Raw genomic sequence first — 25,332 nt, 5'->3', positions numbered from 1 at the left:
TATATATTTAAATATGTTGTGGTTTTTCTGTTCATAACTATAAAAGATAAGGAATTGTTAACGGGTAATGAACATGGAATGGTTGGAACAATTGTTAGGAAAAGAATGGAAAATAATACCGGCTGGAGGGGCGACAGGAGATGCCTACATTGCGCATAATGAACATCATAAACTCTTTTTAAAGCGCAATTCATCGCCCTTTCTTGCGGTATTGTCAGCAGAAGGAATTGTTCCGAAGTTACTTTGGACAAGGCGATTAACAAACGGTGATGTGATTTCGGCACAAAAGTGGCTCCCAGGACAAAAATTAGAACCAGAAGATATGAACGATGAGCGAGTGGCAGCATTGCTGAAAAAAATTCATTCTTCTGAAGCGTTAGTGCACATGATTCAAAAGCTTGGGAAACAGCCTTTGCATGCGCAAGATATTCTAGAAGAAGTGCTCATCACTTTGCAAGAGGATGTAAAGAAAAATGAAATCATTCAAAAAGGGCTTCAGTATTTACAAAAGTCCCTTCAGAATGTAGAATTTGAACATCTTGCTGTTTGTCATTGTGATGTGAATCATAACAATTGGTTAGTAACAGATGATAACGAATTGTTTTTAATTGATTGGGATGGAGCAATTATTGCAGATCCAGCTCTTGATATTGGGATGCTGCTTCATTGGTATGTTCCAAGAGATGAATGGCACGAATGGCTTGAGCATTACGGATTAGAACTTACTGATTCTTTGCTAAGCCGTATGAAATGGTATGTTACACTGCAATGTATGATTTTTGTACAATTGTATAGAACGAAAAATAAGCAAGTAGAAGCAGAATATTGGCTCCAATATTTAATGCAACTACTCGCTTCAGAATAAGTTAAGAAAAACTATCCATTCCTGTAATCCATTGTGACAGTTGTTCTTGATGACCAGAAATATGGTTATCTAAATCAGGAGAATGTTTACCCGATTGACTATAGTAATATACATCGTTTAACATCGATTTAACATCATTACTTACATTGTCATTTACGAGTAATGATTGAATGAGACGTTCTAATTGTTCACATTCAGAAACCGTTCCACAGCAATCACTTTGATGATTGACTAAGATGTCTTTTAAGATTGCCATTTGATGTTCATGATTAAGTGGCATTTTGACACATCCTTTTCAGTTGTTATCGTAACAATGAAACGAGCGTAACGAACCGCTGATGGAAATTGTATTTCATACACTTTGTAGTTTCCGTCAAAATAGTAAATTTTATACTTGAAAGAAACGGACCGAGTGCTCGTACGTACTTGGTTTTTTATGTGATACACACATCTTGGAGTGCAGAGAGGAAGAGAATTATGCGTTTAAGACATAAACCATATGCAATGGACCGAACGAAAGAATTTTCACATTTTGTAATTGGAAATCCAGAAGAGCATAACGGAAAATGGAAAGAGTTATTTGGAAATGATAACCCGATTCATATTGAAGTTGGGACAGGCCGCGGCCGCTTCGTTTATGAAATGGCAAAAGCAAACCCAACCGTAAACTATATTGGAATTGAAAAATTTACAAGCGTAGTTGTAGATGCACTTGATAAATTAATTGAAGAACCACTGCCGAACTTAAAACTAATTAATAAAGATGCCGAAGATTTAACTGTATTCTTTGCGGAGAATGAAATTGATCGCGTATATTTAAACTTCTCTGATCCATGGCCAAAAAATCGCCATGCAAAGCGCCGTTTAACGTATAAAACATTTTTACGCAACTATGAAACAGTACTTGTAAAGGGCGGAGAAATTCACTTCAAAACAGACAACCAAGCCTTGTTCGAATACTCTCTTACAAGTATGGCGGAATATGGCATGCTACTGCCTTTTATTAGTTTAGATCTTCACAACAGTGATTTTGAAGGCAACATTATGACGGAATACGAAGAAAAGTTCTCAAGCAAGGGAAATCGTATTTACCGCGTTGAAGCAAAATATCGTACAGAACCTGCGCAATAATGCGCGGGTTTTTTTATCCTTGGTAAAGAAATAGATTTTTAATAGTAAGTAGCTAGGAAAAATAAGTAACTTGCCGTTCCTATTAATAAATATTTACATACTATGTATAGAGTAGGACAAGTCCTACTAGATTTAAAAATGAAAGGGGTGAGGTGGAATGCCTATTATTAAACCTTTTTTAGCTGCTAGAAGATATAATGCAACAATCGGTGCTGGAACGGGAACTGGAGCAACGTTTAATATTTTAGCAACTGCTTGTACTGATGACACGGGAGCTGCTGCAACAGCATTTCCTGCGTCATTTGCTTATTACAATTTATATGTGAGTGGACAGTTGCAACCTGTGGTTAACTCAAGTGTTACCACAGCAGCAATTACAATTCCAGATGGAAATACTTTAGACCCTGGAGTTGTTGTTAGTGTTGAATTTGTCGTGAACTAGTCAATAAAAAGCGGATTCCTTTAAAGGAATCCGCTTTTTATTGATTGATTAAAATAAACTGAAGTGTGATTATAACACCAGCTGGTGGTGCCTCATCAGCCAATAGTGTAAGCATCCCCGTCTGTACGACATAAGAATTTTGCGACTGAATAACGCCATTAATAAATAAATTCATATAGGATACTTGACTTGGTGCTAAAATCTGCGTCATTCCGAATTGAGGCAAACCGTCGGCATTTGTGTATACAAGACTCGTGCCATCTGAAACAGCAAAATACATTAGATTTGTGGCAGGAATTAGTCCTTGGAAGGTCGGTCCAGTAGCGCCAGTCGGTCCGGTAGCGCCAGTTGATCCAGTAGCGCCAGTCGGTCCAGTAGCGCCAGTTGATCCAGTAGCGCCAGTCGGTCCGGTAGCGCCAGTTGGTCCGTCCGGAACGGGAAGCGCACAAGGAAAATAATAAGGATTGCAGTTCCTTCTAGAATAAAATGACTCCAAAAGAGTCCCCCCTTTTTGACGAACAGAATAAACTTATTATCAGTATATGAACAGATGTAATATTTGACTGTACGGTGGGGGTAGTTTAATTGGGTTTTTACAAGATATTTATGGGCCACCTAAATTATTTCTTATATCGGATCCGGTAGAGGTAGGGTTTGTTTTAATTGTTTTAGTTTGCTTAAAGTTGATAAAAAGTCCTATTGAGCAACAAACAATAAAGAATAGTGCAGGGATGTAAGAAAAATAAAAAAAGCCGCCACAAAGTACTAGCTTTGTGACAGCTTCTTAAAAGGATAAAGAAAGAGCGGGAGCGGCACAAGAATGTCAATGAAGTTAAAAAAGTTTTGAAAACTAAATTTTCAGAAAGTTTATAAACTTAAGGGTTTTTCGCTACTCTTTCTTTATTGTTAAGAGTTTAACATGTATAGTAAAAGAAATCAACGGAAAATAGACAATTTTCTTTTAAATTCGACATTTTAATATATTTAAAATGCAAAAAGCTAGCATTTTGCTAGCTTTTATAGCGCTATAAAGAATCAACATAATGTTTAGCTTCAAGCAATGATCACCCTAAAATCTCTCGTGCCTTCTTGATTGCTTTGATTTTATCCCCATCTTTCACTAGTTGGCTAAGTTCTTCGTTAATTTCATGCTCAGGGAGTCCCATATGTTTAGCGATTCGATCTAATTTTTCCTCTGTTCGCTTTAATCTTGTATGAATGTTGTTTAACTGACCGGAAATATAAAACATACCCAAAGCGATTACTGCTGTAAGAAGTAAAGAATCCACATTTATCTCTCCTTTTCCGCTTTTCTTATAATATCTACGATAAATGGCGCTTTTGCATTTGTGTATGCAACTCTATCAAAACGATGCTTAGTCGCTAATTCTCTCTTTAATTGCTCATATTGCCTACGTACATCAGGATGATTTATTAAATAGTTTCGAAATGAAAGGTTGTTTTGCCAGTCCTCACTACCATATTGATAAATATGTAAATGATGCGTACCTGCTCTCCACAATCCTTTCCGAAAGAATCTTCTATTTGGAAATTCTTGATGAAATACATGTTCATATCCGATTGTTTTCAGTGGTTCAATGAACGTATTTATTTCGTTAAGATCATGAACGCCAACCATTATATCAAGGATAGGTTTTGCGCTTAATCCTTCGACAGATGTACTTCCGATATGTTCAATAGCAAGCACTGCATCACCTATAATATCTTTAATGATTTTTTGTTCTTTCTTAAATTGTAATGCCCACTTTGCCGTATATTCTTCAATTACAACTGGTTTGTCCATATATCGCTCCTTTCTTATTGATTTTATTTAACAAAGTTTTTAGATTGTCCTCTCGGAATGCTTAATATTTTCCACTCTGAACCTTTAATTTGCTTACCGATATATAGAATTTGTCCTAAGTGATTGCTGCAATGGGCAATTTCAATTTGAATGGCCTCTAAAACCGTTAAGGGATTTTTTCTAATGGTCACAACCTTCAGTAGATCATCTGTTTTGAGTTCTTGAATAGTTGAAAATAGAAGGAACCATCCTTTTTCCAAAATATGGAGTAATTCTTCTTTTGATTGGATCGTATCAACGAATTCATCGTCGCGATCTCTTTCTTCTTTTTCTCCATCTGTTGTTAAAAAGCCAGTCCATCTTGAATGCATATTTCCACTTAAATGCTTCATAATGATTGCGACGCTATTAGATTCTTCATTAGGTTGCCAATGGAGTTCTTGTTCGGTTAATTGTTCAATTGCTTGTCCAGCACGTTCTTTTATATGTATAAATTGAGAAAGTATAGTAGACAAAAACTTGTCTTCAACTCGATTCATCCCCAAGTCCCCCTTCTATTTCCTTAATTTACCTTGATTTTATCACAAAAAATATGTGTGATGAGAAAAGGAATACCTTACATAAATGTAATCTTGCTGTCACGTAAATCGATAACAAATCATATATAAAAATTTTATGATACAAACAGACATAGCAAATAGACAGAAGAGGTGTGATTCACTTGAAGAAATATGTAATAGGGATTACGTTATTTATGCTATTATTCTCGGTATCTTCAATGGTAGTTCTAGCTGCAGCTGAAAAAAATGATGCGATAGATATAAAAAAATGGATAGCAAAAGAATATTATGTTCAAATCACTGAGAATGGAAAAGAAGAGCCTGTGGAAGATCATGATGAGAAAAAACAACCCATATATTGGTATACAATGAAATCCTATGATAAAAAAGGGAATGAAGAAACAGTTAAATTTTTTGCAACGAAAAACTTAAAAGTAGGGGCAGTTCTGCGTGTGTATGTAAGTGGTAAATATCCTGACAAAACAAATGGTATTGAAAGTTACGAAGAAATAAAGGCGAATGAAGTACCTGGGAAAGCAAAGGAAAAGTTAGGTGTGAAATAAATAAGCAGCTTGTGGAAACTAGATCCACAAGCTGCTTATTTTATTAAAATATCAATTATGTAGTTTGTTCTATAAACAAATAATGTTTACGATTTAGAAATCAGTAAGTAAGATTTTTTATAAAGTGAAAATTCATTTAAATTAAATAATCCTTATGGTATCCTTAGGTTATGTCTCTCTACCATTTAATGTAAGGAGTTGAGTCGTTATTACTATATTAGAAAATATAAATAAAACTGCTGAATTATTATTAGTTTTATCTACATTTTGCTTTTACATGTATCTAAGAAGAATTAAACTAGAAAGAAAACTTACTGGTTTTGAATTTTCCATGTATATAGTATCACAACTTGCATACATTCTTTGGGGATTTAGCTTTATTTTTAAAATATGGGGATAAAATAAAGTTGTTCTAAATGTTGTATATAGCATTAAAAATAAAAAATATAAAACTGCATAATAAACGGGCATGCTGATAGATTTTTCTAGCTAGCATGCCCTTATTTTATTTCGCACTTCTAGCACTTTTAATTAAATAAAAAGGGATGCATAAAATAGCAATCAGCACTCCAAATAACGCGCATTCTTCGCAAAAGCATCAATAGTATTCATAATTGAATCGCCTTTGCGTTTTCTCGTCTGATCATACTCTTGTAATTCTGTATATTCTTTTTGTAGTCGCTGCATGAAGTATCTCCCCTATATTATTTTTTCATGTACGTGATGAATCCTGATAAGGAAGCCAGCAAAGAAAAAACAAAGGGATCATAAGGAATTGAGTCCTCACACATTTCTTGAACATCTTTACTCCATTCATATAATTTCATTTCGTAAATTCACCTCATCTAATATTTGATAATTCTTAATATTAAAATTATAACACAAAAAAAGTGTTCATAATCAAAGAAGACAGGGGAAAGATAGAATCAAATAAGTCAGATTGAAAACAGTTCGGGCACTTTTTTTAATTACAAAACCACTTACAAAAGTTACAAAAACTATTATTACTATTGAAAGCGTTTTAACATTGTAAATAACAACATAAGGGGGTGCCTCTATGGGGATTCAAAAGCAAGTGGAAACAATGCCGCCTGCAGGTGAGGTAGAAACAAAGCAGGAGACATTTGTTTCAAAAATTATGAACATAAAAATTGGTGTTATACCGTTACCTTTATATCTTGTACTAGCAGCAGTTATTTACGGAGCATCTGTATATAATAAGTTGCCAGCGGATATGATTGGCGGATTTGCAGTTATTATGATTATGGGTATTTTCCTCGGCGATATCGGAATGAGAATTCCAATTTTAAGGAACATTGGCGGACCAGCAATTCTTTCATTATTTATTCCTTCATTTCTTGTGTTCTTTAACTGGATGAACCCAGCATCAATGAATGCTGTAAATATGTTAATGAAAAAATCAAACTTTTTATATTTATACATTTCTTGTTTAGTAATCGGAAGTGTTTTAGGAATGAGCCGTAAAGTATTAGTACAAGGCTTTATTCGTATGTTTATTCCGTTAGTTGTAGGAACACTTGCTTCTATTGCAGTTGGATTATTAGTTGGATCATTATTTGGATTCGAAATGAAGAGAACGTTCTTCTTTATCATTGTACCGATTGTGAGCGGTGGTATCGGAGAGGGGATTTTACCACTTTCTTTAGCCTACAGTGAGATTTTAAATCAATCATCAGCAACATTTGTATCTCAGCTTATTCCAGCGGCGGTTATTGGAAATATGTTTGCGATTGTAGGCGCTGGATATATGAAGCGATTAGGTGAGAAAAAACCAGAGCTTAGCGGTAATGGTGTATTAGTAAAAACAGGTAATCAAGATGACTTATTAAAAGAACAAAATACTGAAAAACCAATTGACTTCTCATTAATGGGAGCAGGTTTATTAATCGCATGTACGTTCTTTATTTTCGGTGGATTAGCTTCTAAATTTATTGGTATTCCAGGGGCGATCATTATGATCTTCTCAGCAGCACTTGTGAAATACTTCAAGTTAATGCCAGCAAAAATGGAGCAAGGTGCATATCATTTATACAAATTTATTTCGACAAGCTTAACGTGGCCATTAATGGTTGGTTTAGGATTATTGTATATTCCGTTAAAGGATGTAGCAGCTGTTCTTTCAGTTGGATATGTTGCGGTGTGTGCATCAGTAGTAATAACAATGATTGCAACTGGTTTCCTTGTTGGGAAAGTTATGAAAATGTACCCAGTTGAGTCAGCGATTGTAACAGGATGCCATAGTGGACTTGGCGGAACGGGAGACGTTGCAATTTTATCAGCTTCAAACCGTATGGAATTAATGCCGTTTGCACAAATTTCAACGCGTTTAGGCGGAGCAGCAATGGTTGTAACTGCATCAATTTTATTAAAAATGTTTTCGTAATGTAACAGCAGACAAGCTAGCTATGTAAAGACGTAGCTAGCTTGTAAAATTAGGAGGAGATTATTTTTATGTTAGAGAGTCAAATTAAAGAGCGTTCGTTATTACTTCATAAAGAATTAGTAGGAAAAATTGAAATTACAAGTAAAGTAGAAGTGAACTCAGCTGATGATTTAAGTTTGACATATACACCGGGCGTAGCGGAATCTTGTAAGGCAATTGCGGCAGATGAAGAAACAGCTTATGACTATACAGCACGTGGTAATATGGTTGCGGTTGTCTCAGATGGAACGGCAGTACTTGGCTTAGGTGATATTGGACCGAAAGCGGCTATGCCTGTTATGGAAGGGAAAAGTATTTTATTTAAAAAGTTTGCGAATGTCGATGCATTCCCACTTTGTCTTGGAACGACTGATGTAGATGAAATCGTAACCATCGTTAAAAATTTAGAACCTACATTTGCGGGTATTAATTTAGAAGATATTGCAGCACCGCGCTGTTTTGAAATTGAAAAGCGTTTAAAAGAAGAAACAAATATTCCAGTATTCCATGATGATCAGCACGGAACAGCAATTGTTGTTTTAGCGGCAGTTCTTAACGCATTAAAAGTAGTAGATAAAGCAATGGATGAAGTGAAGATTGTTATTAATGGTGCTGGTTCTGCAGGGATTGCGATTGGTAAATTGTTATTAAAAGCAGGCGCACAGCATATGACATTAGTAAGTTTAGAAGGTATTGTGTGCGAGGGAGAATCATGGATGAACCCTGCACAAATCGAGATTGCGAAAGCAACAAATCGCGAACATGTACGCGGAACATTAAAAGAAGCGATTCAAGGCGCGGACATTTTTATCGGCGTATCTGCTCCTAATGTGTTAACAAAAGAGCATGTAAAGACAATGAACGAAAATCCGATTGTATTTGCAATGGCAAATCCAGTACCAGAAATATTCCCAGAAGAGGCATTAGAGGCTGGTGCAACTGTTGTTGGAACAGGGCGTTCTGATTATCCAAACCAAGTGAACAACGTATTAGCATTCCCGGGTATATTCCGCGGTGCATTAGATGTGCGTGCGACAGATGTTACGGAGGAAATGAAATTAGCTGCCGCATATGGGATCGCTAATATCATTACAGATGAAGAGCGAAATGCAAATTATGTCATTCCAAATCCACTCGATAAACGAGTTGTACCAAGTGTAGCAGCTGCAGTCGCAAAAGCAGCAATTGAATCAGGTGTGGCGCAAATTAAAAAAATGCCAAACTATTCAATCGAACAGTAAAGTGAAACTTCCTCTTGGGAAAAAGAGGTTAGTAGAACCAATCGGGCTTTTACGGGAAGCTAACTGCCCGTAAAAGCGGGATAAAATGAAACTTTGAATAGAAGTTTCATTTTATAAGAACTCGATACATTTAGAAATATACAAAAGTCTCTTTAGAAAAAAACTAAAGGGGCTTTTTATATTGCAAAAAAACATAATAGTCTCGATATAAAAGGAACCACCCCTTTTTACAAAATGTACATGAACTCCTCTTTCGATTGTATCGTATTAACGAACTCATCATCTTGATCTGCTATTCTTTTTGTAGAAATCTATAAAAAGAATAGCGTTTTTCTACGTTTGCTAATCTCCTTTTTTTATTTACAAAAAGAATTACAAAACTTTCAAAATCTATTTTTATTGTTGAAAGCGCTTTATTATGTGAGTAAGAACATAAGGCGGTGCCTGCATGTGGATTCAAAATAAAAAGGAGACTCTTTTATTAAAAATGTTTTGGTAATGTATGCAGATAAGCTAGCTTGTAAAATTCGGAGGAGGTCATTTCTATGTTAGAAAGCCAAATTAAGGAACGTTCATTATTACTTCATAAAAAGTTAGTAGGGAAAATTGAAATTACAAGTAAAGTAGAAGTGAATTCAGCAGATGATTTAAGTTTGACATATACACCGGGCGTAGCGGAGTCTTGCAAGGCAATTGCTGCAGATGAAGAAACAGTTTACGATTATACAGCACGTGGTAATATGGTTGCTGTAGTTTCAGACGGAACAGCAGTACTTGGATTAGGGAATATTGGACCAAAAGCAGCTATGCCTGTTATGGAAGGGAAAAGTATTTTATTTAAAAAGTTTGCGAATGTCGACGCATTTCCGCTTTGCCTTGGAACGACTGATGTAGATGAAATCGTAACCATCGTTAAAAATTTAGAACCTACATTTGGGGGTATTAATTTAGAAGATATTGCAGCACCACACTGTTTTGAAATTGAAAAGCGTTTAAAAGAAGAAACGAATATTCCAGTGTTTCATGATGACCAGCATGGAACGGCAATTGTTGTTTTAGCGGCAGTTATTAACGCATTAAAAGTAGTAGATAAAGCAATGGATGAAGTAAAGTTTGTCATTAACGGGGCTGGCTCTGCAGGGATTGCGATTGGTAAATTATTATTAAAAGCAGGCGCACAGCATATGAAATTAGTAAATTTAGAAGGTATCGTGTGCGAGGGAGAGTCATGGATGAACCCTGCACAAATCGAGATTGCGAAAGAAACGAATCGCGAACATGTACGCGGAACATTAAAAGAAGCGATTCGAGGCGCAGACATTTTTATCGGTGTATCTGCTCCTAACGTATTAACAAAAGAACTTGTGAAGACAATGAATGAAAGTCCGATCGTGTTTGCAATGGCAAATCCAGTACCAGAAATATTCCCAGAAGAGGCATTAGAGGCCGGTGTAGCTGTTGTTGGAACAGGACGTTCTGATTATCCAAACCAAGTGAACAACGTATTAGCATTCCCAGGTATATTCCGCGGTGCATTAGATGTGCGTGCGACAGATGTTACGGAGGAAATGAAATTAGCTGCCGCATATGGAATTGCTAATATCATTACAGATGAAGAACGAAATGCAAATTACGTCATTCCAAATCCGCTCGATAAACGAGTTGTACCAAGTGTAGCAGCTGCAGTCGCAAAAGCAGCAATTGAATCAGGAGTGGCACAAATTACAAAAGTGCCAAACTATTCAATTGAACACTAAAGTGAAACTTCCTCTTGGGAAAGGCTATTCTTCCCAAGAGGTTAGTAGAACCAATCGGGTTTTTACAGGCAGTTAGCTTCCCGGTTCTTTGCTAGCCTTTACTGCCCGTTAAAGCGGGATAAAGCGAAACTTCGTCTTGGGAAAGGTTTTTCTTTCCAAGATGTTAGTTGAGCCAATCGGGTTTTTACGGGCAGTTTACTTCCTAGTTCTTTGCTAGCCTTTACTGCCCGTTAAAGCGGGATAAAATGAAACTGTGATGAAATAAATATATTGAATTTGGACATACTACGAATCCAAAAGGTGTGGATTGTGTATGTCTAAGTTGGATACATATCATCCATTTTTTTAACTTATCCCCACCTTAAGAGGTGGGGATAAGTTTTATTCTTTCTTTATATATCTATTTTCAACATATAAGTCGCTGCTATGCAGCATAAAATTGCTGGCTCCTTTTGTTTTAAACCTTGCGTGTGGTAGGAAAAGATCTGATTGTTTCTATGCGTGGCCATATTCTCTTGTCTATCTAAAAAACGTTATATATTCCAATAATTCTGTTGAAGACTTCTCTGGATTTTTTTGGAGTTTCAATGAGTGAAATGTTCCATATAACCGTACTTAAGAAAAAAAGTTGTTTTCATTGTAAAGAATTAGTATTATAGATTTCGCATGCAATATAGAAATTACAGGGGGAACAGGCGGGATGGAGAAAAGTAAGACGTTTTGGGACTTGCAGAAAACGATCGCATTTTTAGTATGTGCTGTAGTTGCATTTGCTTTACTTGTAACTGATATTTTAATTAGTCATCATGTCGAACGTACGACAGAAGAAAGTCAAATTGAAAAAGCAAAAGTGGTTGCACGTATTACAGCAAATTCACCGCTCGTAATTGATGCTTTATCGGGAAGAAAAGATGAATCTGAAATTCAGCCGAATGTAAATCGGCTTTTAAAAAATACATATGTTCAATTCATTGTCGTTATGGATATGAATGGGATACGAAAATCTCATCCAGATCCAACGAAAATAGGCCAACATTTCGTTGGAGGCGATGAGGAAACGGCCTTGAAAGGAAAAGAGTATGTATCAACAGCAAAAGGGACATTAGGAAGGTCTATGCGAGTATTTGTACCAATCTTTTCTGAAACGAAAAAACAAATAGGGGTTGTAGCTGTTGGAATTTCAGCTAATAATGTAGAAGAGATGGTCGAAGAAAGCAGAAATATTATGTATATCGGTGTCAGCGTTGGGATTTTAGTAGGAATTATAGGGGCTATTTTATTGGCTAGACACATTAAGAAAATTTTATTCGGTCTCGAACCTAGTGAAATTTCAAAGATTTTAGAAGAACGCAATACGATGTTACAGTCTGTCAAAGAAGGAATTATCGCAATTGATAAGGATGCGCGGATTACTTTAATTAATAACGAAGCCAGGCGGTTAATTGGGAAAAGCGGGATTAAAGAAGAGTTTATTGGTAAAGACATTAAGAAATATATGCCGAATTCACGGATAAAAGAAGTATTGCAAACCGGAGTAGCGCAGTTCGATGAGGAACAAAGTCTACATGGAATTACAATTGTTACGAACCGGGTTCCATTATATGTAAAGGGAGAAATTGTTGGGGCGATTGCGACATTTCGTGATAAAACAGAAATAAGAAAATTAGCAGAGCAGTTAACCGGTATTCGACTATATGCAGAGGCTTTGCGTGCACAATCTCATGAATTTATGAACAAGATGCATGTTGTTTTGGGATTAACACATATGAAGAATTATGAACAATTAGAAACGTATGTTAGCAGTATGGTATCAGAGCATCAATATGAAATTGGAGATGTGATGCGGAAGATAAAAAATCCTGTGTTTGCAGGTTTTTTACTTGGGAAACTTAGCTATGCAAGAGAAAAAGGAATCGAATTAACGATCAGTGAAGATGCTTATTTACCAGAGCCGGAAGATGAGGATATTATTCATGAACTCATTACAATTGTAGGGAATTTAATTGATAATGCCTTGGATGCAGTAGCGGATTGTAAAAATAAGCAGGTAAATGTTGAAATTATATATTACAATGGACTAATTGTAAAAGTTACAGATACAGGTAATGGGATTAAACAAGAAGAAATAGATAAATTATTTGTAAAAGGGTACTCTACAAAAGGAGAAAATCGCGGATATGGCTTATATCTTGTGAAAGAAAGCGTAGAGCGCATAAAAGGAACTATACATATCGATTCAGTATTAGGAAAGCGAACGACAATCTCAATTGAAACACCATATAAAAGTAGGGATGAGATAGAACTATGATCAAAGTTTTAATTGTAGAAGATGACCCAATGGTAGCGATGTTAAATAAACATTATTTAGAACAAGTTGGCGGGTTTGAACTTGTTCATATAGCTAACTCTGTAGATGAAGCGTTACGTGTACTAGAAGAATCCCATATAGATTTTATATTACTTGATATTTTTATGCCTGGTGATACTGGGTTTGAATTGTTATTGCATATTCGAAATAAAGAAAAAGAAATTGATGTGATGATGATTTCTGCGGTGCATGATATGGTAAGTATTAAAAAGGCACTGCAATATGGAGTTGTAGATTATTTAATTAAGCCATTTACATTTGAACGTTTTAAGGAAGCATTATCTGCTTATCGTGAAAAATTTAAATTTATGAAGGCGCAGCCTAATATTAATCAATCTGAACTAGATGCATTGATTTTACAAAAAGAAAAAATAGAACCTCTTGCAGGTAAAGAACTGCCAAAAGGACTAACAAAGCAAACATTGCAGCTAGTTTGGAAACAGATACAATTGCTTCATGGAAAAATATTTACAACAGAAGAAATGGCACAATTGGTTGGGATTTCTAGAGTTTCCATTCGAAAGTATGTCATGTTTTTAATTGAAATTGGAGTTTTAGAGAATGAAATGGTGTATCAACAAGTAGGAAGACCGGTAAGTAAACTGCGTTGTATTGATGAAAGCAAAATACATTTGTACATATGAAGCTGTTCCCAAATGGCGTTCTAAACGTTTTTTGGGGGGCAGTTTTTTTGTTGGAAATAAGCGTGGATCATAAGTGTTTTTAAAATTATGTGAACATTTTAAGATAGATTGTAGAATGATGTCGAATTAATGAGAAAATTGTCACTTTTCATCTTGTAGCCGTGTATTTTTAGTGTTAAACTTGAACTCACAAAGAGGAAGTAGCAAATTCTTTTTTTAGAAATAGAAGACTGAAAATTCTATTTTTTAAGGTTTTCTCTGTTTTTTCGTGATTGTTATGTATGTGTATAGGCTACTTTTTCTTTGTTTTATCTTATATCAAGCACATAGGCATGGAGGTGATGAAGAAGGGTTATCAATCATATAGTAGGAGTAGTTTTAAAAAAAATTTAAACAAATAGTTGACAAATGGCTCTCTTTTTAATAATAATTAAATTATAATCATTTTAAATAAATAATTATTATATAAGAGGAGGCTCCAAAATGAACCAACACAATCGCTTAACAACAAACCAAGGTGCTCCTGTAGGGGATAATCAAAATTCTCGTACAGCAGGTCGTCGCGGGCCAGTATTATTAGAGGATTATCATTTAGTAGAAAAATTAGCTCATTTTGATCGTGAACGTATTCCTGAGCGCGTTGTACATGCACGAGGTGCTGGTGCTCATGGTGTTTTCGTAACAAAAAATAGTATGAAAGAATATACAAGAGCAGCATTCTTACAGAAAGAAGGAACAGAAACACCTGTATTTGTTCGTTTCTCAACGGTTATTCATGGGCAAGGTTCTCCAGAAACAGCTCGTGATCCAAGGGGATTTGCGGTGAAGTTTTATACAGAAGAAGGGAACTATGATCTTGTTGGTAACCACTTACCTGTATTTTTCATTCGTGATGCAATCAAATTCCCAGATATGGTGCATTCTTTAAAACCAGCGCCTAATACAAATATTCAAACACCAGATCGTTATTGGGATTTCATGACGCTAACACCAGAATCGACTCATATGTTAACTTGGGTATTTTCTGATTACGGTACACCTGCAAATTATCGCGAAATGGAAGGCTTCGGTGTTCATTCATTTAAATGGGTAAACGACAATGGCGAGGTTGTATATGTAAAATATCACTGGAAGCCAAAGCAAGGTGTACGTAACTTTAATGTAAAAGAAGCCGAACAAATGCAAGGAAAAGATTTTAATCATGCAACTCGTGATTTATTTGATGCGATTGAGCGTGGAAATTATCCAAAATGGGATCTTCACGTACAAGTTATGAAACTAGATGAAATGGATTCCTTAGAGTTTGATCCACTAGATCCAACAAAAATGTGGTCAGAAGATCGTTTCCCATTAACGGAAGTAGGTACAATGACGTTAAATCGTAACCCACAAAATTTCTTTGCAGAAGTTGAGCAAGCGGCATTTTCACCAAGCGCAACTGTGCCTGGTATTGAGCCATCTGAGGATAAATTATTACAAGGACGTTTATTCTCTTATCCAGACACACAACGTTATCGCTTAGGGGCAAATTACTTACAAATCCCTGTAAACTGTCCGTACGCAGCGGTGCATAATCAACAGCGTGATGGTTTCATGCAAGTAAATCAACAGTCATCTACAATCAATTACGAACCAAGTCGTCATGCGGAAAATCCAACTGAAGATTCGGTATATCGCGATTCAACTATGAAACTTGAAGGTTATGTATCTCGTGAGAAAATTGAGAAGCCAAATGATTTCCAACAAGCGGGTGAGCGTTATCGTTCATTCTCAAAAGAAGAACAAGATAATTTAATTGCAAACTTGGTAAATGATTTGAAAGGTGTAAATGAACAAACAAAACTGCTTGCGATTTGTAATTTCTTCCGTGCAGATCGAAAATATGGTATGCGTTTAGCAGAAGCGTTAAACGTTGATATTTCAGCGTATGTGGGAGGATCTGTGAGGTAGGAGGAATGACCATTCTTTTATATGAAAGTTAAAAAACAGTATACTTCCAGATAGACGAGAGCACCTGGCCGTGCATAGAAACGGCCAGGGCCTTTTCTACAATCGTACGATGCGAACGGCGTAGCGTACAAGTATGAAGTAAAAGAACAACCAGTAGCAGGATACCAATCCGAAGTGAATGGTTATGACATTACGAATACAAAGATTAAAGTCCCAACAAATACAGATACAAATACAGATATAAAAACAAACACAGGTACAAACACGAATATTAAGAATCCAGAAGCGTCATCTAATAAAAAGGATAATAAGGGCAGGGATTACTTCCTGAAACAGGGGGAACATCAGAATGGATGATTTCAGTAGCAGGAGGAATGATGTTGTTTGTTTTAGGTGGAATGTTATTATTCCGTCGAAGAGTTAAATAATTAGATTGTTTTTTATCAAAAACCCGAGTAGTAGACAGGTTAAAAAGTCGCTACTCGGGCTTTTTATTATTTAGAACTTGTCTTTTTAAAACAAATAATCCTTTTTGCATATAGTGATAGGGAGAGTGGAGGGATAAAATGACGAGAATTGCGTATACAGAAAGTGATGTGGATTTATTAGCTCGTCTCATGCGTGCAGAGGCAGAAGGAGAAGGGCAACAAGGGATGATGGCTGTAGGGACAGTAGGTGTGAATCGCGTCATGTGTGATTGTTTAGACTTTAAACAAATTACAAATATTTCGCAAATGGTGTATCAGCAGCCAGGCGGATTTGAAGCAACGACGAAAGGGTATTTTTATCAAAGAGCAAGAGAGAGCGAGAAAGAAATGGCAAGAAAGTGTTTGAATTATGCTCGTATATGGCCAGGTGTATATTCTTTGTGGTTTTTTCGGCCAGTTGGTAATTGTCCTCCGACGTGGTGGGATCAGCCTCATGCAGGACAATACAAGAATCATTGTTTTTACGAACCGACTGGAGACGAATGCCCGAAAGTATATAGTGGAAAGTAGCGCAGAAGAAATATATCAGTGCTTTTTACAATTTATCGGCGATTCGACACAAAATAAAGATTGTTCGATGAGAGTCGACGGATAAAAAAACCATCTCATTTGCAAAATGAGGTGGTTTTTGTTATTTTCATAGAAAATAATACTGAGAGGAAGCGATTGTTATATGATGCCTGAGATTGTAGTTAGAGGATTTTTTGAAGAAATACGTTCAGGACGTAATCTGCATTTAGTAACAGAGTTTATGGCAGAAAAAGTGTTGGCTCATCAAGTTCAAGCTGAAGATGAAGTAACAGTTGAAAGATCTCCTATGGATTATGCGGATCATGTACAAGAGATGTTGGATGTTTATGGTACGTTTACTTTAGAAATTCAAGAGTTGTTAGCATCTCAGCAAGATCGTGTATATGTTCGCTGGAAACAAACAGGTACTCATATTGGTGAAGTTGATGGATACCAACCAACTAGACTTCCTATCATTGAATTAGCGAGCGCGGTGTATCGTGTAGAAGGCGGAAAAATTGTGGAGTACTGGATTCAAATTGACCGCACTGGTATTACGGCTCAATTAGAACGAAATAAAAAGAAAAAAATCGAAAATCATTAAAAATATGTATTGTATATCGTTAAAACAAAAAGCATTTCTTTCTATGATGCATATAGAAAGAAATGCTTTTTGTTTTACTTAATAGGACTGTTATATAAATCCATTTTAATTTTTAAATATATAAATCGTTGCTATGGAGAATACAACATGATCTACACTCACTCACTTTGTTTTAAACCTCGCATGTGGCAGGAAAAGGCCTTGACTAATTCCATGCATGGCTAGATGCTCTTGTCCTTCGCTAAAAGAAAGGTGTTTTTATTTTTTTTAACTCGGATATATATAGTTCATGAATAATGAGCCAAAATGCTCATATAGAATATTTTCCCTTAGGAAATACATACTAAACAATAATATAAAACGTACGTAGAGAGTGGGGGAGTTCATGGTTAATTTTCTGAAACGGTTAAAAAGCAGGGGCAATCCTAGGTCGTTTTCAAGACGCGACGATCGTCATTTTCAGGATGAAAATATAGAGGACTCCCTCTTAGATGCGGATTTATCTAAAAACATTGGTGAGCTTCAGGAACTCTTTCGTCAAGCTCCTGATTTAGTGATTCGGCGGTTTTCAATGTCAGGAGATGGAATAGAAGCAGCTTTAGTATATTTGTCTGGATTAACTGATAAGCTATCGATTCAAAAACATGTTTTAACTCCATTGATGGATAGCGTCTATGATGCGAATGCGGAACTTCCAATTCCATTGGGTCATGTTGAAATAATTAATACGTGGGGCCGAATTGAAAATGCTATTTTGGAAGGCGATAGTATTTTATTCCTTCATGGCCAAGCTACAGCGTATCAATTAGATACAAAAGGATGGCCGCAAAGAAATATTGAAGATACTCGTAATGAAATATCTCTAAAAGGTTCTCATCAAGCGTTTGTAGAAACTGGAAGTCAAAATATCGCAATGATTCGAAGATACATCCCTCATCGCGAATTCAAGGTGCAAGAAATAACAGTTGGTATGCGAAGTAAAACGAGAATTTCTATTTTATATTTGAAAGATGTAGCTTCTGAAGATGTTCTGAAAGAATTGGAAACACGGATTCAAGGTATTACGGTCGACTCTATAGCGAGTGCGGGTGAACTTATCGAATTCATTGAAGATAATCCGTATTCACCGTTTCCGCAATTTATGCTAACTGAAAGACCAGACGTGGCTATATCTCATATTCTTCAAGGGAGATTTGTAGCTGTAGTGGATCGTTCTCCCCATGTATTAATTGCTCCAACAAACTTTATCTCCTTTTTTCAAGGAGTCGACGATTACGGGACACGTTGGTTAGTTGCTTCGTTTATTCGGATACTCCGGTTTATTGCTTTTATGATAGCTCTATTTTTACCTGCGAGTTATGTTGCGTTTATTTCCTTTAATTTTGAAGTTATTCCTGTAGAACTTTTTTTATCTATCGCAGAATCAAGAACGCGTGTACCTTTTTCTCCAGTTATGGAAGCGCTACTTATGGAAATGACACTGGAAATGATGAGAGAAGGCGCCCTACGGCTACCTGCTCCAATCGGTCAAACAGTTGGAATTGTAGGCGGGATTATTATTGGACAGGCCGCTGTTCAAGCGGGAATTGTCAGCAACATTATGATTATCGTTGTTGCTGTTACGGCTATCGCTTCTTTTATTATTCCTAATTATGATATGGGAGCGGCGATCAGACTGTTGCGCTTTCCTATGATGATATCGGCTGCTTTGTTTGGGATTGTCGGAATTGTTATCGGGTGGATGACATTAGTTGCACATCTCATCAGTCTTGAATCGCTCGGAACTCCTTATGGGACTCCGTTAGCACCGTTTCGCTTTGCTAATATGAAGGATACTTTTATACGCTTTCCTTTATGGACAATGAAAAATCGTCCTAAGGGTACGGGAGCTACTCAATCTATTCGACAAGGAAAAAACCATAATAAAAGGTGAAACTATGAAAAAGTATGCCTATAATGACATTACTCTTCTGCAGTATATTTTTTTAATTAATGGAATGCAGGTAGGAACTGGAGTTTTATCTCTCCCGCGAGTGCTTGCAGAAAAAGCTGGAACGGATGGATGGATAGCTATAATTATCGGTTGGATATTCTCCACGATATCCGGTATTTTTATTGTGAAAACATCTGCAAGATATCCAGAGGACACGCTTTATGACATTCTTATACGATTGTTTGGCAAAATAGTTGGGAAAGCGCTAATTGTTATTTATATGATCTATTTTGCTTGTTATTCGTGCATCATTCTTGTGAATACCATGCTGTATATTAAGGGGTGGCTTCTTCCGAAAACGCCTGACTATATCATTATATTTTTGTTTTCAATTCCTACATTTCTTGTTGTGCGCAATGGCATTCGGATAATAGGGCGTTACTGTGAACTCGTTTTTTATATGATGATTTGGCTTCCGCTCTTTTTTTTGATACCGCTAAAAGGAGGTTGGAGTTGGCTGCCGTTCTTTCCGCTCTTAAAAGAAGGATGGAAATCGGTATTAACAGCTGTACCAACTACTATTTTTACTTTTTTAGGGTTTGATATCGCGTTCTTTTTATATCCCTTCTTACAAAAAAAACAGTATGCAGTCCATGGAATCGTGATTGCCAATACTTTGACGATGTTATTTTATTTATTTACTACTCTTATTTGCTTTGCCTATTTTAGTCCTGACAGTATTACGGAATTTAATCAGCCTGTACTAAATTTATTGAAAGTAATTGAATTTCGGTTTTTAGAACGTTTTGACATGTTTTTATTAGCTGTTTACTTAATTGTTGTTTCAACAGCTTGGATGCCTTGCATATACTGCGCTGTATTTTGCTCTAGTCAATTACTTGGAAAACAAGACCATAGTTCTCACGTCATCGTTCTATTATTACTTATTATAGGTTTCATATTTTGGAACCTTCCTACTTGGAATAAAGCTGATAGTTGGCAACAGGCAGTATCAAATGCGGGATTAGGATTGACGTATATATCACCTGTAGTCTTATGGATATATAGCTGGGTATATGAGAAGTACCATCGGAGGGGAATACAGTGAAAAGGAAGGTGCTATGTTGTGTCTTGTTATTGACGTTTATGACGACAGGGTGTTTTGATCAAACAAATGTTGAAGACGTTTCCCTTAGTCTTATAATTGGTGTGGATTTAGATCATAATGATAATTTATTGGTGTACATGTCAAGCCCTGTTTTTAATAAAGAAGCAAAGAGTAAAGAAGAAAATACTGGTGTGAAATCTGTTACAGTTCGAAATGCTAGAGAGAAATTCGATGCTACAGTTATGGCGTTAACATCAGGAAGTAAAACGCAAGTCTTCTTAGTTGGGAAACGGCTGCTGCAACGAGCAAATTGGGATGATTACCTCGATCCATTTTACCGAGACCCAAAAAATACAGTGACTGCAAGGATTGTCGCTGTTGATGGACCTGTTTCGGACGTAATCTTTTATAACCCAAAAGATAAGCCACGGCTCCCTTTGTATTTAACGAAACTAGTTGAAACGGCCTCTAAACGAAATGTTGTGGTAAAAACAACTCTTCAAGAATTGCATGAACAAATGAAAGATAAAGGGATGACAGCGAGTATTACCGAGATGAAAAAAAAGAAGAAAATATGGCTGACAGGAACAGCCCTTTTGGACGAAAAAGGAAAATATAAATTAACGCTGAAACCCGATGAAAACAGATTGTTACGCATCTTACAGCATAAAAATAATGGTGAGTTTCTATTCACAATTGCAACCAATCCGAAAGCGGATGACAGTAATAAAGATTGGATAAGCTTTGTTGCTCAAAATATTAAGGTAAAGACTAAGGTGAAATATGACAGTAAATTTATGTTTCATATAGATGTAAAGATGAGAATCGCCATTACAGAACGACTTTTTCCATTTAATACAAAAAAGGAGGCAGCAAAGCTGGAAAAAGCTATTGAAACGAAATTGCAAGCTGATTTCAAGAATTTAATAAAGAAAATACAAGCTGCTGAAATCGATCCGATTGGACTGGGTACATATGCAAGAACTTATACATATCCAGAGTGGAAAAAAGTCCAAAATAATTGGAATAAAGCATTGGCAAAAGGGGATGTGAACGTTAAGGTACATGTGACAATTGGTGGGATGGGAACGATTAAGTAATAAGCGTTTAACTGGAATTCGTATAAAAACTGCAAGCCCCTTCAATTTTATGAAGGGGCTTTTCTCATGACAGCTGATTTAAAGCGGCAATACTTCTTCTAGATGTGTATTCAGTTCAAATATAAATTTATCAATATCTGGATTTTTTATTACATCATAGCAAGCAAAGCTCTTTAACGGCTTCATACCGATAAACTCGTGTGTTCGATGTAAATGACTGAGTGCTTCTTCTAAACTCTTTCCTCCAAAGAATTGTGCTGGATCGTTAAATGCTTGCTTAGGAGCATTCCATGTAGTTGAAAACATATAGTGTTTGTCAGTTAATAAGCCGCCTCTTCCATATTGCTCAGATCCTTTGAAAAATAATCCATAAGCATACACTTCATCCATATATGTCTTCAGTAAACCAGGCACATTGAACCAATAAATAGGTGTTTGAAAGATGATAATATCAGCCCATAAAAACTTACTTTGTTCTTCCTCGATATTGTATCCGTTTTGAACAACTGTTGTTTGGACATCGTTATTTGCACTTAATACATTCACTATGTTATCTGTCAAGGTTTTATTTAATGTTCCTTCTGCTGATCTGTAAGTTTGATGGCCGTTTATAATAAGGATATTTTTCATTGTAGTTTTCCCCTTTATTTTATGATGTGTTTCCATTAATTTTCCGGTACAACGCCGAGTTGTTGCATAAGCGTTAGATTATCTTCTAAGTGCCAATCTTCAACAATTTTCCCATCTTTCACTCGTAAAATATCGATAGCAAAGAAGTGAACAGCTTTGCCAGTTGGCTGTTTCTCTCCAAAGTTACCTTTATGTGTTCCAGTGAATGATAGACGGGCTGTTACTTTGTCGCCAGTTACTAGTAAATCCTCGATGTTACACTGTAAGTCGGGAACGGCTTTACGGAAATTGCTTGATGCAAATGTTAAGCCTTTTGGTCCTTGAGGACGCTCTTTCGGCAGCGTGTTATCAAAAAAGTTGTCTGTAACAGTTTGTGGGATTAGAGCGTCATTACCAGTATTCCAAAATGCATAGAAGCGCTGGGCAGCATGAACCATTTCCGTAGCTTTCTGTTGATTCAACGAAGGATCGATTGTCATCGATTTAGGTTGTGGAAAATCCCTCAACAATTGAATATCTTTCTTGGCTGGTGCAGCAGTCTTGTATTCTGATGTTTGTGTATGACAAGCTGCCAACATAATCATGAACCCGAAGATACTTATGGCACTAGCTATGTTTTTTACACCCATTTTTATAACCTCCTTATTTTGTAAAAAGCGTCGGTCGCTAATAATATTTTATGTATAGTTAGTTCCTTTTGGGAAGTAGTGATATTTATTTCATATAGTTACCGTAAAGATAGAATTGTGATACCATAAAGAAAATGAATCGAAAAAAATTTTAGGAGCGTGGTTCAGTGAGTAACATGGAGCAAATCAAATTAACAAAAGGAACACCAGGACAGGTTTGTCCCATTGCGAAAACACTTGATGTGATCGGGACAAAGTGGACGTTTTTAATTATTCGGGATCTTCTTATTGAAGGAACGATGCGATTTAGTGATTTGCAAAAATCAATAGACGGAATTAGCCCAAAAACGCTCTCGCTTCGTTTGAAGGAACTTGAAGCACAAGGAATTGTAGAAAGAACGGTATATCCAGAAGTTCCCCCGCGGGTTGAATATACATTAACGGAGAAGGGAGAACGTTTAGAACATATTTTTATTGAACTAAAGCGCTTCGGATTAACGTTATAGAAAACACTGTAAATAATCACAAATAAAAGCGCTCAGAATTCTATCATTCTGAGCGCTGATTTATGATTTCGTAAAGTATTCATTTGTTTCGTAAGCGATTTTCATCTTAGGCAACAATGTTTTTAACTCCATTAAGTCATTTATTACAAAATCAGCTTGTACAAGTTCCTCTTCTTGTGCAAAATCAAAATTACATCCAATTGCGATCAAAGCATTATCTTTCGCTGCATTTATATCAGATAGACGATCACCGACTACTGCAGCCTTTTTTATATCATATTTTTCGATAATTGTTTTAACTAAATCACCTTTATCGAGCGTTTGTATTTGTTGAATACTAAATGTTTCAGTAACCCAATTATTCAAATTATAATAACTTACAATTGCTTGTAAATATTCCGTTAAACCATTACTTGCTATGTAAATGGAATAATTATTTTCTTTTAAATAACTAAAAATTCCCTCTACATTGGGATATAATGCACCTTTCCCGCTTCTTATATTTTCAATTAATCTTTCCAAAAAATAAGCATCCGTTTGTGCTCTTACTTCACTAGAATGATTAGGTAACAAAGCTTCCCATACTTTTGGTAAAGGTACTCCCATAATTTCACGATATGTATCAATAGGGGTTACTGTATCCCATAAATGTAGTGATCGTAAATGATTAAAAGTATCATCAAGTGATAATTCTAGAATTTTTTCTGTTTGAAATAAAGTTCCGTCCATATCAAAAATTAATGATTGTAACATTGGTTTCTCTCCCTTTTTATCATTGCTGACATAACTTAAATTCCTATTCAGCGAATGCGACTTATCAGTTTACGTGCAAATTCTCGTAATCTTTAAATAAATTTTAACATAAATTTACAATGGTCATTCTCATTTTTTATCCCGCATTAACGGGAAGTAAGACCTCGACCTCAAGATTGAGAGAAAAGCGAAGAAGATAGGTGGAGGATAACTGCCCGTAAAAGCCCGATTGGTGAGGGCTGATTAAAGTTTCACTTTATTAAGCATGATGAAAACAAGAATTTCATCATACGAGGAGGAAAAAATGAAAAGGATTTTACTCGTGCTAGGAATTGTAATACTGGGATTGGCAGGATGGATTGTTTACCAACATTCTTATGATATAAAGCAAGAAGAAGTAACGATTCAAACGAAAGAAACTACATTACACGGTGTTGTTTCTTTTCCTAAAGAAAAAGAAAAGCCAGGATTAATTATTTTTGTTCATGGTGATGGACCTGTAAACGCAACGTATGATGATGGCTATTTACCTTTATGGGAGGAATTAGCGAAAAAAGGGTATGCGTCCTTAGCTTGGGATAAGCCTGGTATTGGAAAATCAACTGGAGATTGGCTAAATCAGTCGATGGAAGATCGCGCCAATGAAGTAATCGAAGTGATTGAATGGGCAAAGAAAAATCTTGATATTAATCCTAAAAAAATAGGTTTATGGGGAGCGAGTCAAGGAGGATGGGTTGTCCCAAAAGTAGCAAATGCTAGTGATGATGTTTCGTTTAGTATTTTAGTGTCACCTGCGATTGATTGGATCGAACAAGGAAAGTATTATACGGAAAAAAGTATGACTAGTACTGGTGCAACGAAAGAAGAAATCAATCAACGAATGAAAAATAATGAAAAAGTTCTAGAGTTACTTTTGAAAAATAGTAATTATGAAGAATACAAAAATGTAACGAACGATAAAGGAGATATCTCTAAAGAAAGATGGGATTTTATTAAAAAGAATGTAAATAGCGATGCCACAAAGGACCTCACAGAAACAAAAAAGCCTGTTAAGTTAATTGTTGGTGGTCGTGATGAAAATGTAGATGTTAAAAACACGATGGCAGTTTATAAAAAAGAAGTGCGGAAAGAGCTGTTATCAGTATCGTATTTACCTGAAGCAAATCACTCCATGTTGAAACCGCAATATGTAAATTCAGAATTGGGTATGTTTGTGAAATCTATTTTTGATCCTAGAGAGCTATTTGACGATGAATATGTGAAGTCGGTTAGTGAGTTTGTCGATCAGATGAAGAGATGAAGT

28 protein-coding genes and 1 pseudogene are annotated in these 25,332 nt (G+C 36.0%); 20 read left to right on the top strand and 9 right to left on the bottom strand.

All coding sequences use genetic code 11. The features are described 5' to 3' along the window. Nucleotides 1-67: 67 nt before the first annotated feature. The gene (locus tag BR72_RS19835; RefSeq protein ID WP_035435990.1) at nucleotides 68-865 is read left to right on the top strand and encodes a phosphotransferase family protein; all 798 of its coding nucleotides are present in this window, start codon (nucleotides 68-70) and stop codon (nucleotides 863-865) included. Nucleotide 866: 1 nt separating this feature from the next. Here the strand turns inward: BR72_RS19835 and BR72_RS19830 are convergent, their stop codons facing one another. After that, a complete protein-coding gene (locus tag BR72_RS19830) occupies nucleotides 867-1,145 on the bottom strand; it encodes a YtzH-like family protein (protein ID WP_035435987.1) in 279 nt (92 codons plus the stop codon). A 197-nt stretch (nucleotides 1,146-1,342) separates the two neighbouring features. Between BR72_RS19830 and trmB the strand changes: the two genes are divergently transcribed. Then, nucleotides 1,343-1,996, top strand: coding sequence for a tRNA (guanosine(46)-N7)-methyltransferase TrmB (trmB, locus tag BR72_RS19825; RefSeq protein ID WP_035435985.1), 654 nt, complete (start codon nucleotides 1,343-1,345; stop codon nucleotides 1,994-1,996). Nucleotides 1,997-2,153: 157 nt separating this feature from the next. Then, a complete protein-coding gene (locus BR72_RS19820) occupies nucleotides 2,154-2,438 on the top strand; it encodes a DUF4183 domain-containing protein (RefSeq protein ID WP_035435984.1) in 285 nt (94 codons plus the stop codon). A 37-nt stretch (nucleotides 2,439-2,475) separates the two neighbouring features. On the opposite strand, the gene BR72_RS27490 is transcribed toward BR72_RS19820, so the two are convergent. After that, entirely contained in the window at nucleotides 2,476-2,664 is a 189-nt protein-coding gene (locus BR72_RS27490; RefSeq protein ID WP_331280401.1) for a DUF4183 domain-containing protein, read from the bottom strand. A gap of 13 nt (nucleotides 2,665-2,677) precedes the next feature. Here BR72_RS27490 and BR72_RS27485 point away from each other — a divergent pair, with 13 nt between their 5' ends. Further along, on the top strand, nucleotides 2,678-2,896 hold the full coding sequence (locus BR72_RS27485) for a hypothetical protein (RefSeq protein WP_331280400.1): 219 nt from the start codon (nucleotides 2,678-2,680) through the stop codon (nucleotides 2,894-2,896). 606 nt (nucleotides 2,897-3,502) lie between these two features. Here the strand turns inward: BR72_RS27485 and BR72_RS19810 are convergent. From BR72_RS19810 to BR72_RS19800, 3 genes are read right to left on the bottom strand one after another with little or no spacing between them, the layout of a single operon-like run. Further along, the gene (locus BR72_RS19810) at nucleotides 3,503-3,727 is read right to left on the bottom strand and encodes a hypothetical protein (protein WP_051957364.1); all 225 of its coding nucleotides are present in this window, start codon (nucleotides 3,725-3,727) and stop codon (nucleotides 3,503-3,505) included. A gap of 2 nt (nucleotides 3,728-3,729) precedes the next feature. After that, entirely contained in the window at nucleotides 3,730-4,242 is a 513-nt protein-coding gene (locus BR72_RS19805) for a GrpB family protein (protein WP_035435980.1), read from the bottom strand. A 23-nt stretch (nucleotides 4,243-4,265) separates the two neighbouring features. Next, entirely contained in the window at nucleotides 4,266-4,781 is a 516-nt protein-coding gene (locus tag BR72_RS19800; RefSeq protein ID WP_035435977.1) for a DUF1572 family protein, read from the bottom strand. 182 nt (nucleotides 4,782-4,963) lie between these two features. Between BR72_RS19800 and BR72_RS19795 the strand changes: the two genes are divergently transcribed. Then, complete coding sequence (locus BR72_RS19795; RefSeq protein WP_035435975.1) at nucleotides 4,964-5,365, top strand: YxeA family protein; 402 nt, start codon at nucleotides 4,964-4,966, stop codon at nucleotides 5,363-5,365. A gap of 561 nt (nucleotides 5,366-5,926) precedes the next feature. Here the strand turns inward: BR72_RS19795 and BR72_RS27365 are convergent. Next, on the bottom strand, nucleotides 5,927-6,052 hold the full coding sequence (locus BR72_RS27365; RefSeq protein WP_256217161.1) for a hypothetical protein: 126 nt from the start codon (nucleotides 6,050-6,052) through the stop codon (nucleotides 5,927-5,929). A 370-nt stretch (nucleotides 6,053-6,422) separates the two neighbouring features. On the opposite strand from BR72_RS27365, the gene BR72_RS19790 reads away from it, so the two are divergent. The 13 genes and pseudogenes from BR72_RS19790 (at nucleotide 6,423) to BR72_RS19735 (ending at nucleotide 21,511) form a co-directional block, all read left to right on the top strand. Then, nucleotides 6,423-7,769, top strand: a complete 1,347-nt coding sequence (locus tag BR72_RS19790) for a 2-hydroxycarboxylate transporter family protein (protein ID WP_035435973.1) — start codon at nucleotides 6,423-6,425, stop codon at nucleotides 7,767-7,769. 68 nt (nucleotides 7,770-7,837) lie between these two features. Then, on the top strand, nucleotides 7,838-9,049 hold the full coding sequence (locus BR72_RS19785) for an NAD(P)-dependent malic enzyme (RefSeq protein WP_035435970.1): 1,212 nt from the start codon (nucleotides 7,838-7,840) through the stop codon (nucleotides 9,047-9,049). 545 nt (nucleotides 9,050-9,594) lie between these two features. Further along, nucleotides 9,595-10,806 (top strand): NAD(P)-dependent malic enzyme, encoded by a 1,212-nt coding sequence (locus tag BR72_RS19780; protein WP_035435969.1) that lies wholly within the window; start codon nucleotides 9,595-9,597, stop codon nucleotides 10,804-10,806. A gap of 700 nt (nucleotides 10,807-11,506) precedes the next feature. Then, nucleotides 11,507-13,114 (top strand): sensor histidine kinase, encoded by a 1,608-nt coding sequence (locus tag BR72_RS19775; RefSeq protein WP_035435967.1) that lies wholly within the window; start codon nucleotides 11,507-11,509, stop codon nucleotides 13,112-13,114. Beyond that, a complete protein-coding gene (locus tag BR72_RS19770) occupies nucleotides 13,111-13,818 on the top strand; it encodes a response regulator (protein ID WP_035435965.1) in 708 nt (235 codons plus the stop codon). Before BR72_RS19775 ends, BR72_RS19770 begins: the two co-directional genes overlap by 4 nt. 483 nt (nucleotides 13,819-14,301) lie before the next feature. Then, nucleotides 14,302-15,768: a catalase gene (locus tag BR72_RS19765; protein WP_035435964.1), complete on the top strand. Its 1,467-nt coding sequence runs from the start codon at nucleotides 14,302-14,304 to the stop codon at nucleotides 15,766-15,768. A 144-nt stretch (nucleotides 15,769-15,912) separates the two neighbouring features. Next, a pseudogene (locus tag BR72_RS19760) lies at nucleotides 15,913-16,125 on the top strand (hypothetical protein); the annotation flags it as partial. Beyond that, the gene (locus BR72_RS27195; RefSeq protein ID WP_231559738.1) at nucleotides 16,122-16,196 is read left to right on the top strand and encodes a hypothetical protein; all 75 of its coding nucleotides are present in this window, start codon (nucleotides 16,122-16,124) and stop codon (nucleotides 16,194-16,196) included. The pseudogene BR72_RS19760 and the gene BR72_RS27195, both read left to right, overlap by 4 nt. A 138-nt stretch (nucleotides 16,197-16,334) precedes the next feature. Next, nucleotides 16,335-16,766 (top strand): cell wall hydrolase, encoded by a 432-nt coding sequence (locus BR72_RS19755; protein WP_035435958.1) that lies wholly within the window; start codon nucleotides 16,335-16,337, stop codon nucleotides 16,764-16,766. A 163-nt stretch (nucleotides 16,767-16,929) separates the two neighbouring features. Continuing rightward, nucleotides 16,930-17,370 carry an ester cyclase gene (locus tag BR72_RS19750; RefSeq protein ID WP_035435956.1) on the top strand — a complete coding sequence of 147 codons (441 nt, stop codon included), beginning with the start codon at nucleotides 16,930-16,932 and terminating at the stop codon, nucleotides 17,368-17,370. 385 nt (nucleotides 17,371-17,755) lie between these two features. Beyond that, nucleotides 17,756-19,303, top strand: coding sequence for a spore germination protein (locus tag BR72_RS19745; protein ID WP_035435953.1), 1,548 nt, complete (start codon nucleotides 17,756-17,758; stop codon nucleotides 19,301-19,303). A 4-nt stretch (nucleotides 19,304-19,307) separates the two neighbouring features. Further along, nucleotides 19,308-20,411 (top strand): GerAB/ArcD/ProY family transporter, encoded by a 1,104-nt coding sequence (locus BR72_RS19740; protein WP_035435949.1) that lies wholly within the window; start codon nucleotides 19,308-19,310, stop codon nucleotides 20,409-20,411. Continuing rightward, a complete protein-coding gene (locus tag BR72_RS19735; RefSeq protein ID WP_035435947.1) occupies nucleotides 20,408-21,511 on the top strand; it encodes a Ger(x)C family spore germination protein in 1,104 nt (367 codons plus the stop codon). Before BR72_RS19740 ends, BR72_RS19735 begins: the two co-directional genes overlap by 4 nt. Nucleotides 21,512-21,589: 78 nt before the next feature. On the opposite strand, the gene BR72_RS19730 is transcribed toward BR72_RS19735, so the two are convergent. Together BR72_RS19730 and BR72_RS19725 are read right to left on the bottom strand one after the other, a co-directional pair. Then, nucleotides 21,590-22,141: an NAD(P)H-dependent oxidoreductase gene (locus BR72_RS19730; RefSeq protein WP_035435944.1), complete on the bottom strand. Its 552-nt coding sequence runs from the start codon at nucleotides 22,139-22,141 to the stop codon at nucleotides 21,590-21,592. 35 nt (nucleotides 22,142-22,176) lie between these two features. Then, nucleotides 22,177-22,770, bottom strand: coding sequence for an ester cyclase (locus BR72_RS19725; RefSeq protein WP_035435942.1), 594 nt, complete (start codon nucleotides 22,768-22,770; stop codon nucleotides 22,177-22,179). 176 nt (nucleotides 22,771-22,946) lie between these two features. On the opposite strand from BR72_RS19725, the gene BR72_RS19720 reads away from it, so the two are divergent. Further along, nucleotides 22,947-23,276: a winged helix-turn-helix transcriptional regulator gene (locus BR72_RS19720; RefSeq protein WP_197059960.1), complete on the top strand. Its 330-nt coding sequence runs from the start codon at nucleotides 22,947-22,949 to the stop codon at nucleotides 23,274-23,276. A 60-nt stretch (nucleotides 23,277-23,336) separates the two neighbouring features. Here the strand turns inward: BR72_RS19720 and BR72_RS19715 are convergent, their stop codons facing one another. After that, on the bottom strand, nucleotides 23,337-24,029 hold the full coding sequence (locus BR72_RS19715; protein ID WP_035435938.1) for an HAD family hydrolase: 693 nt from the start codon (nucleotides 24,027-24,029) through the stop codon (nucleotides 23,337-23,339). Nucleotides 24,030-24,333: 304 nt separating this feature from the next. Here BR72_RS19715 and BR72_RS19710 point away from each other — a divergent pair, with 304 nt between their 5' ends. Further along, on the top strand, nucleotides 24,334-25,329 hold the full coding sequence (locus BR72_RS19710) for an alpha/beta hydrolase family protein (protein WP_197059958.1): 996 nt from the start codon (nucleotides 24,334-24,336) through the stop codon (nucleotides 25,327-25,329). Nucleotides 25,330-25,332: the final 3 nt, after the last annotated feature.

Source organism: Bacillus sp. UNC322MFChir4.1, assembly GCF_000746135.1.
Classification (GTDB): domain Bacteria; phylum Bacillota; class Bacilli; order Bacillales; family Bacillaceae_G; genus Bacillus_A.
This window is presented reverse-complemented; position numbering and strand designations above follow the sequence as displayed.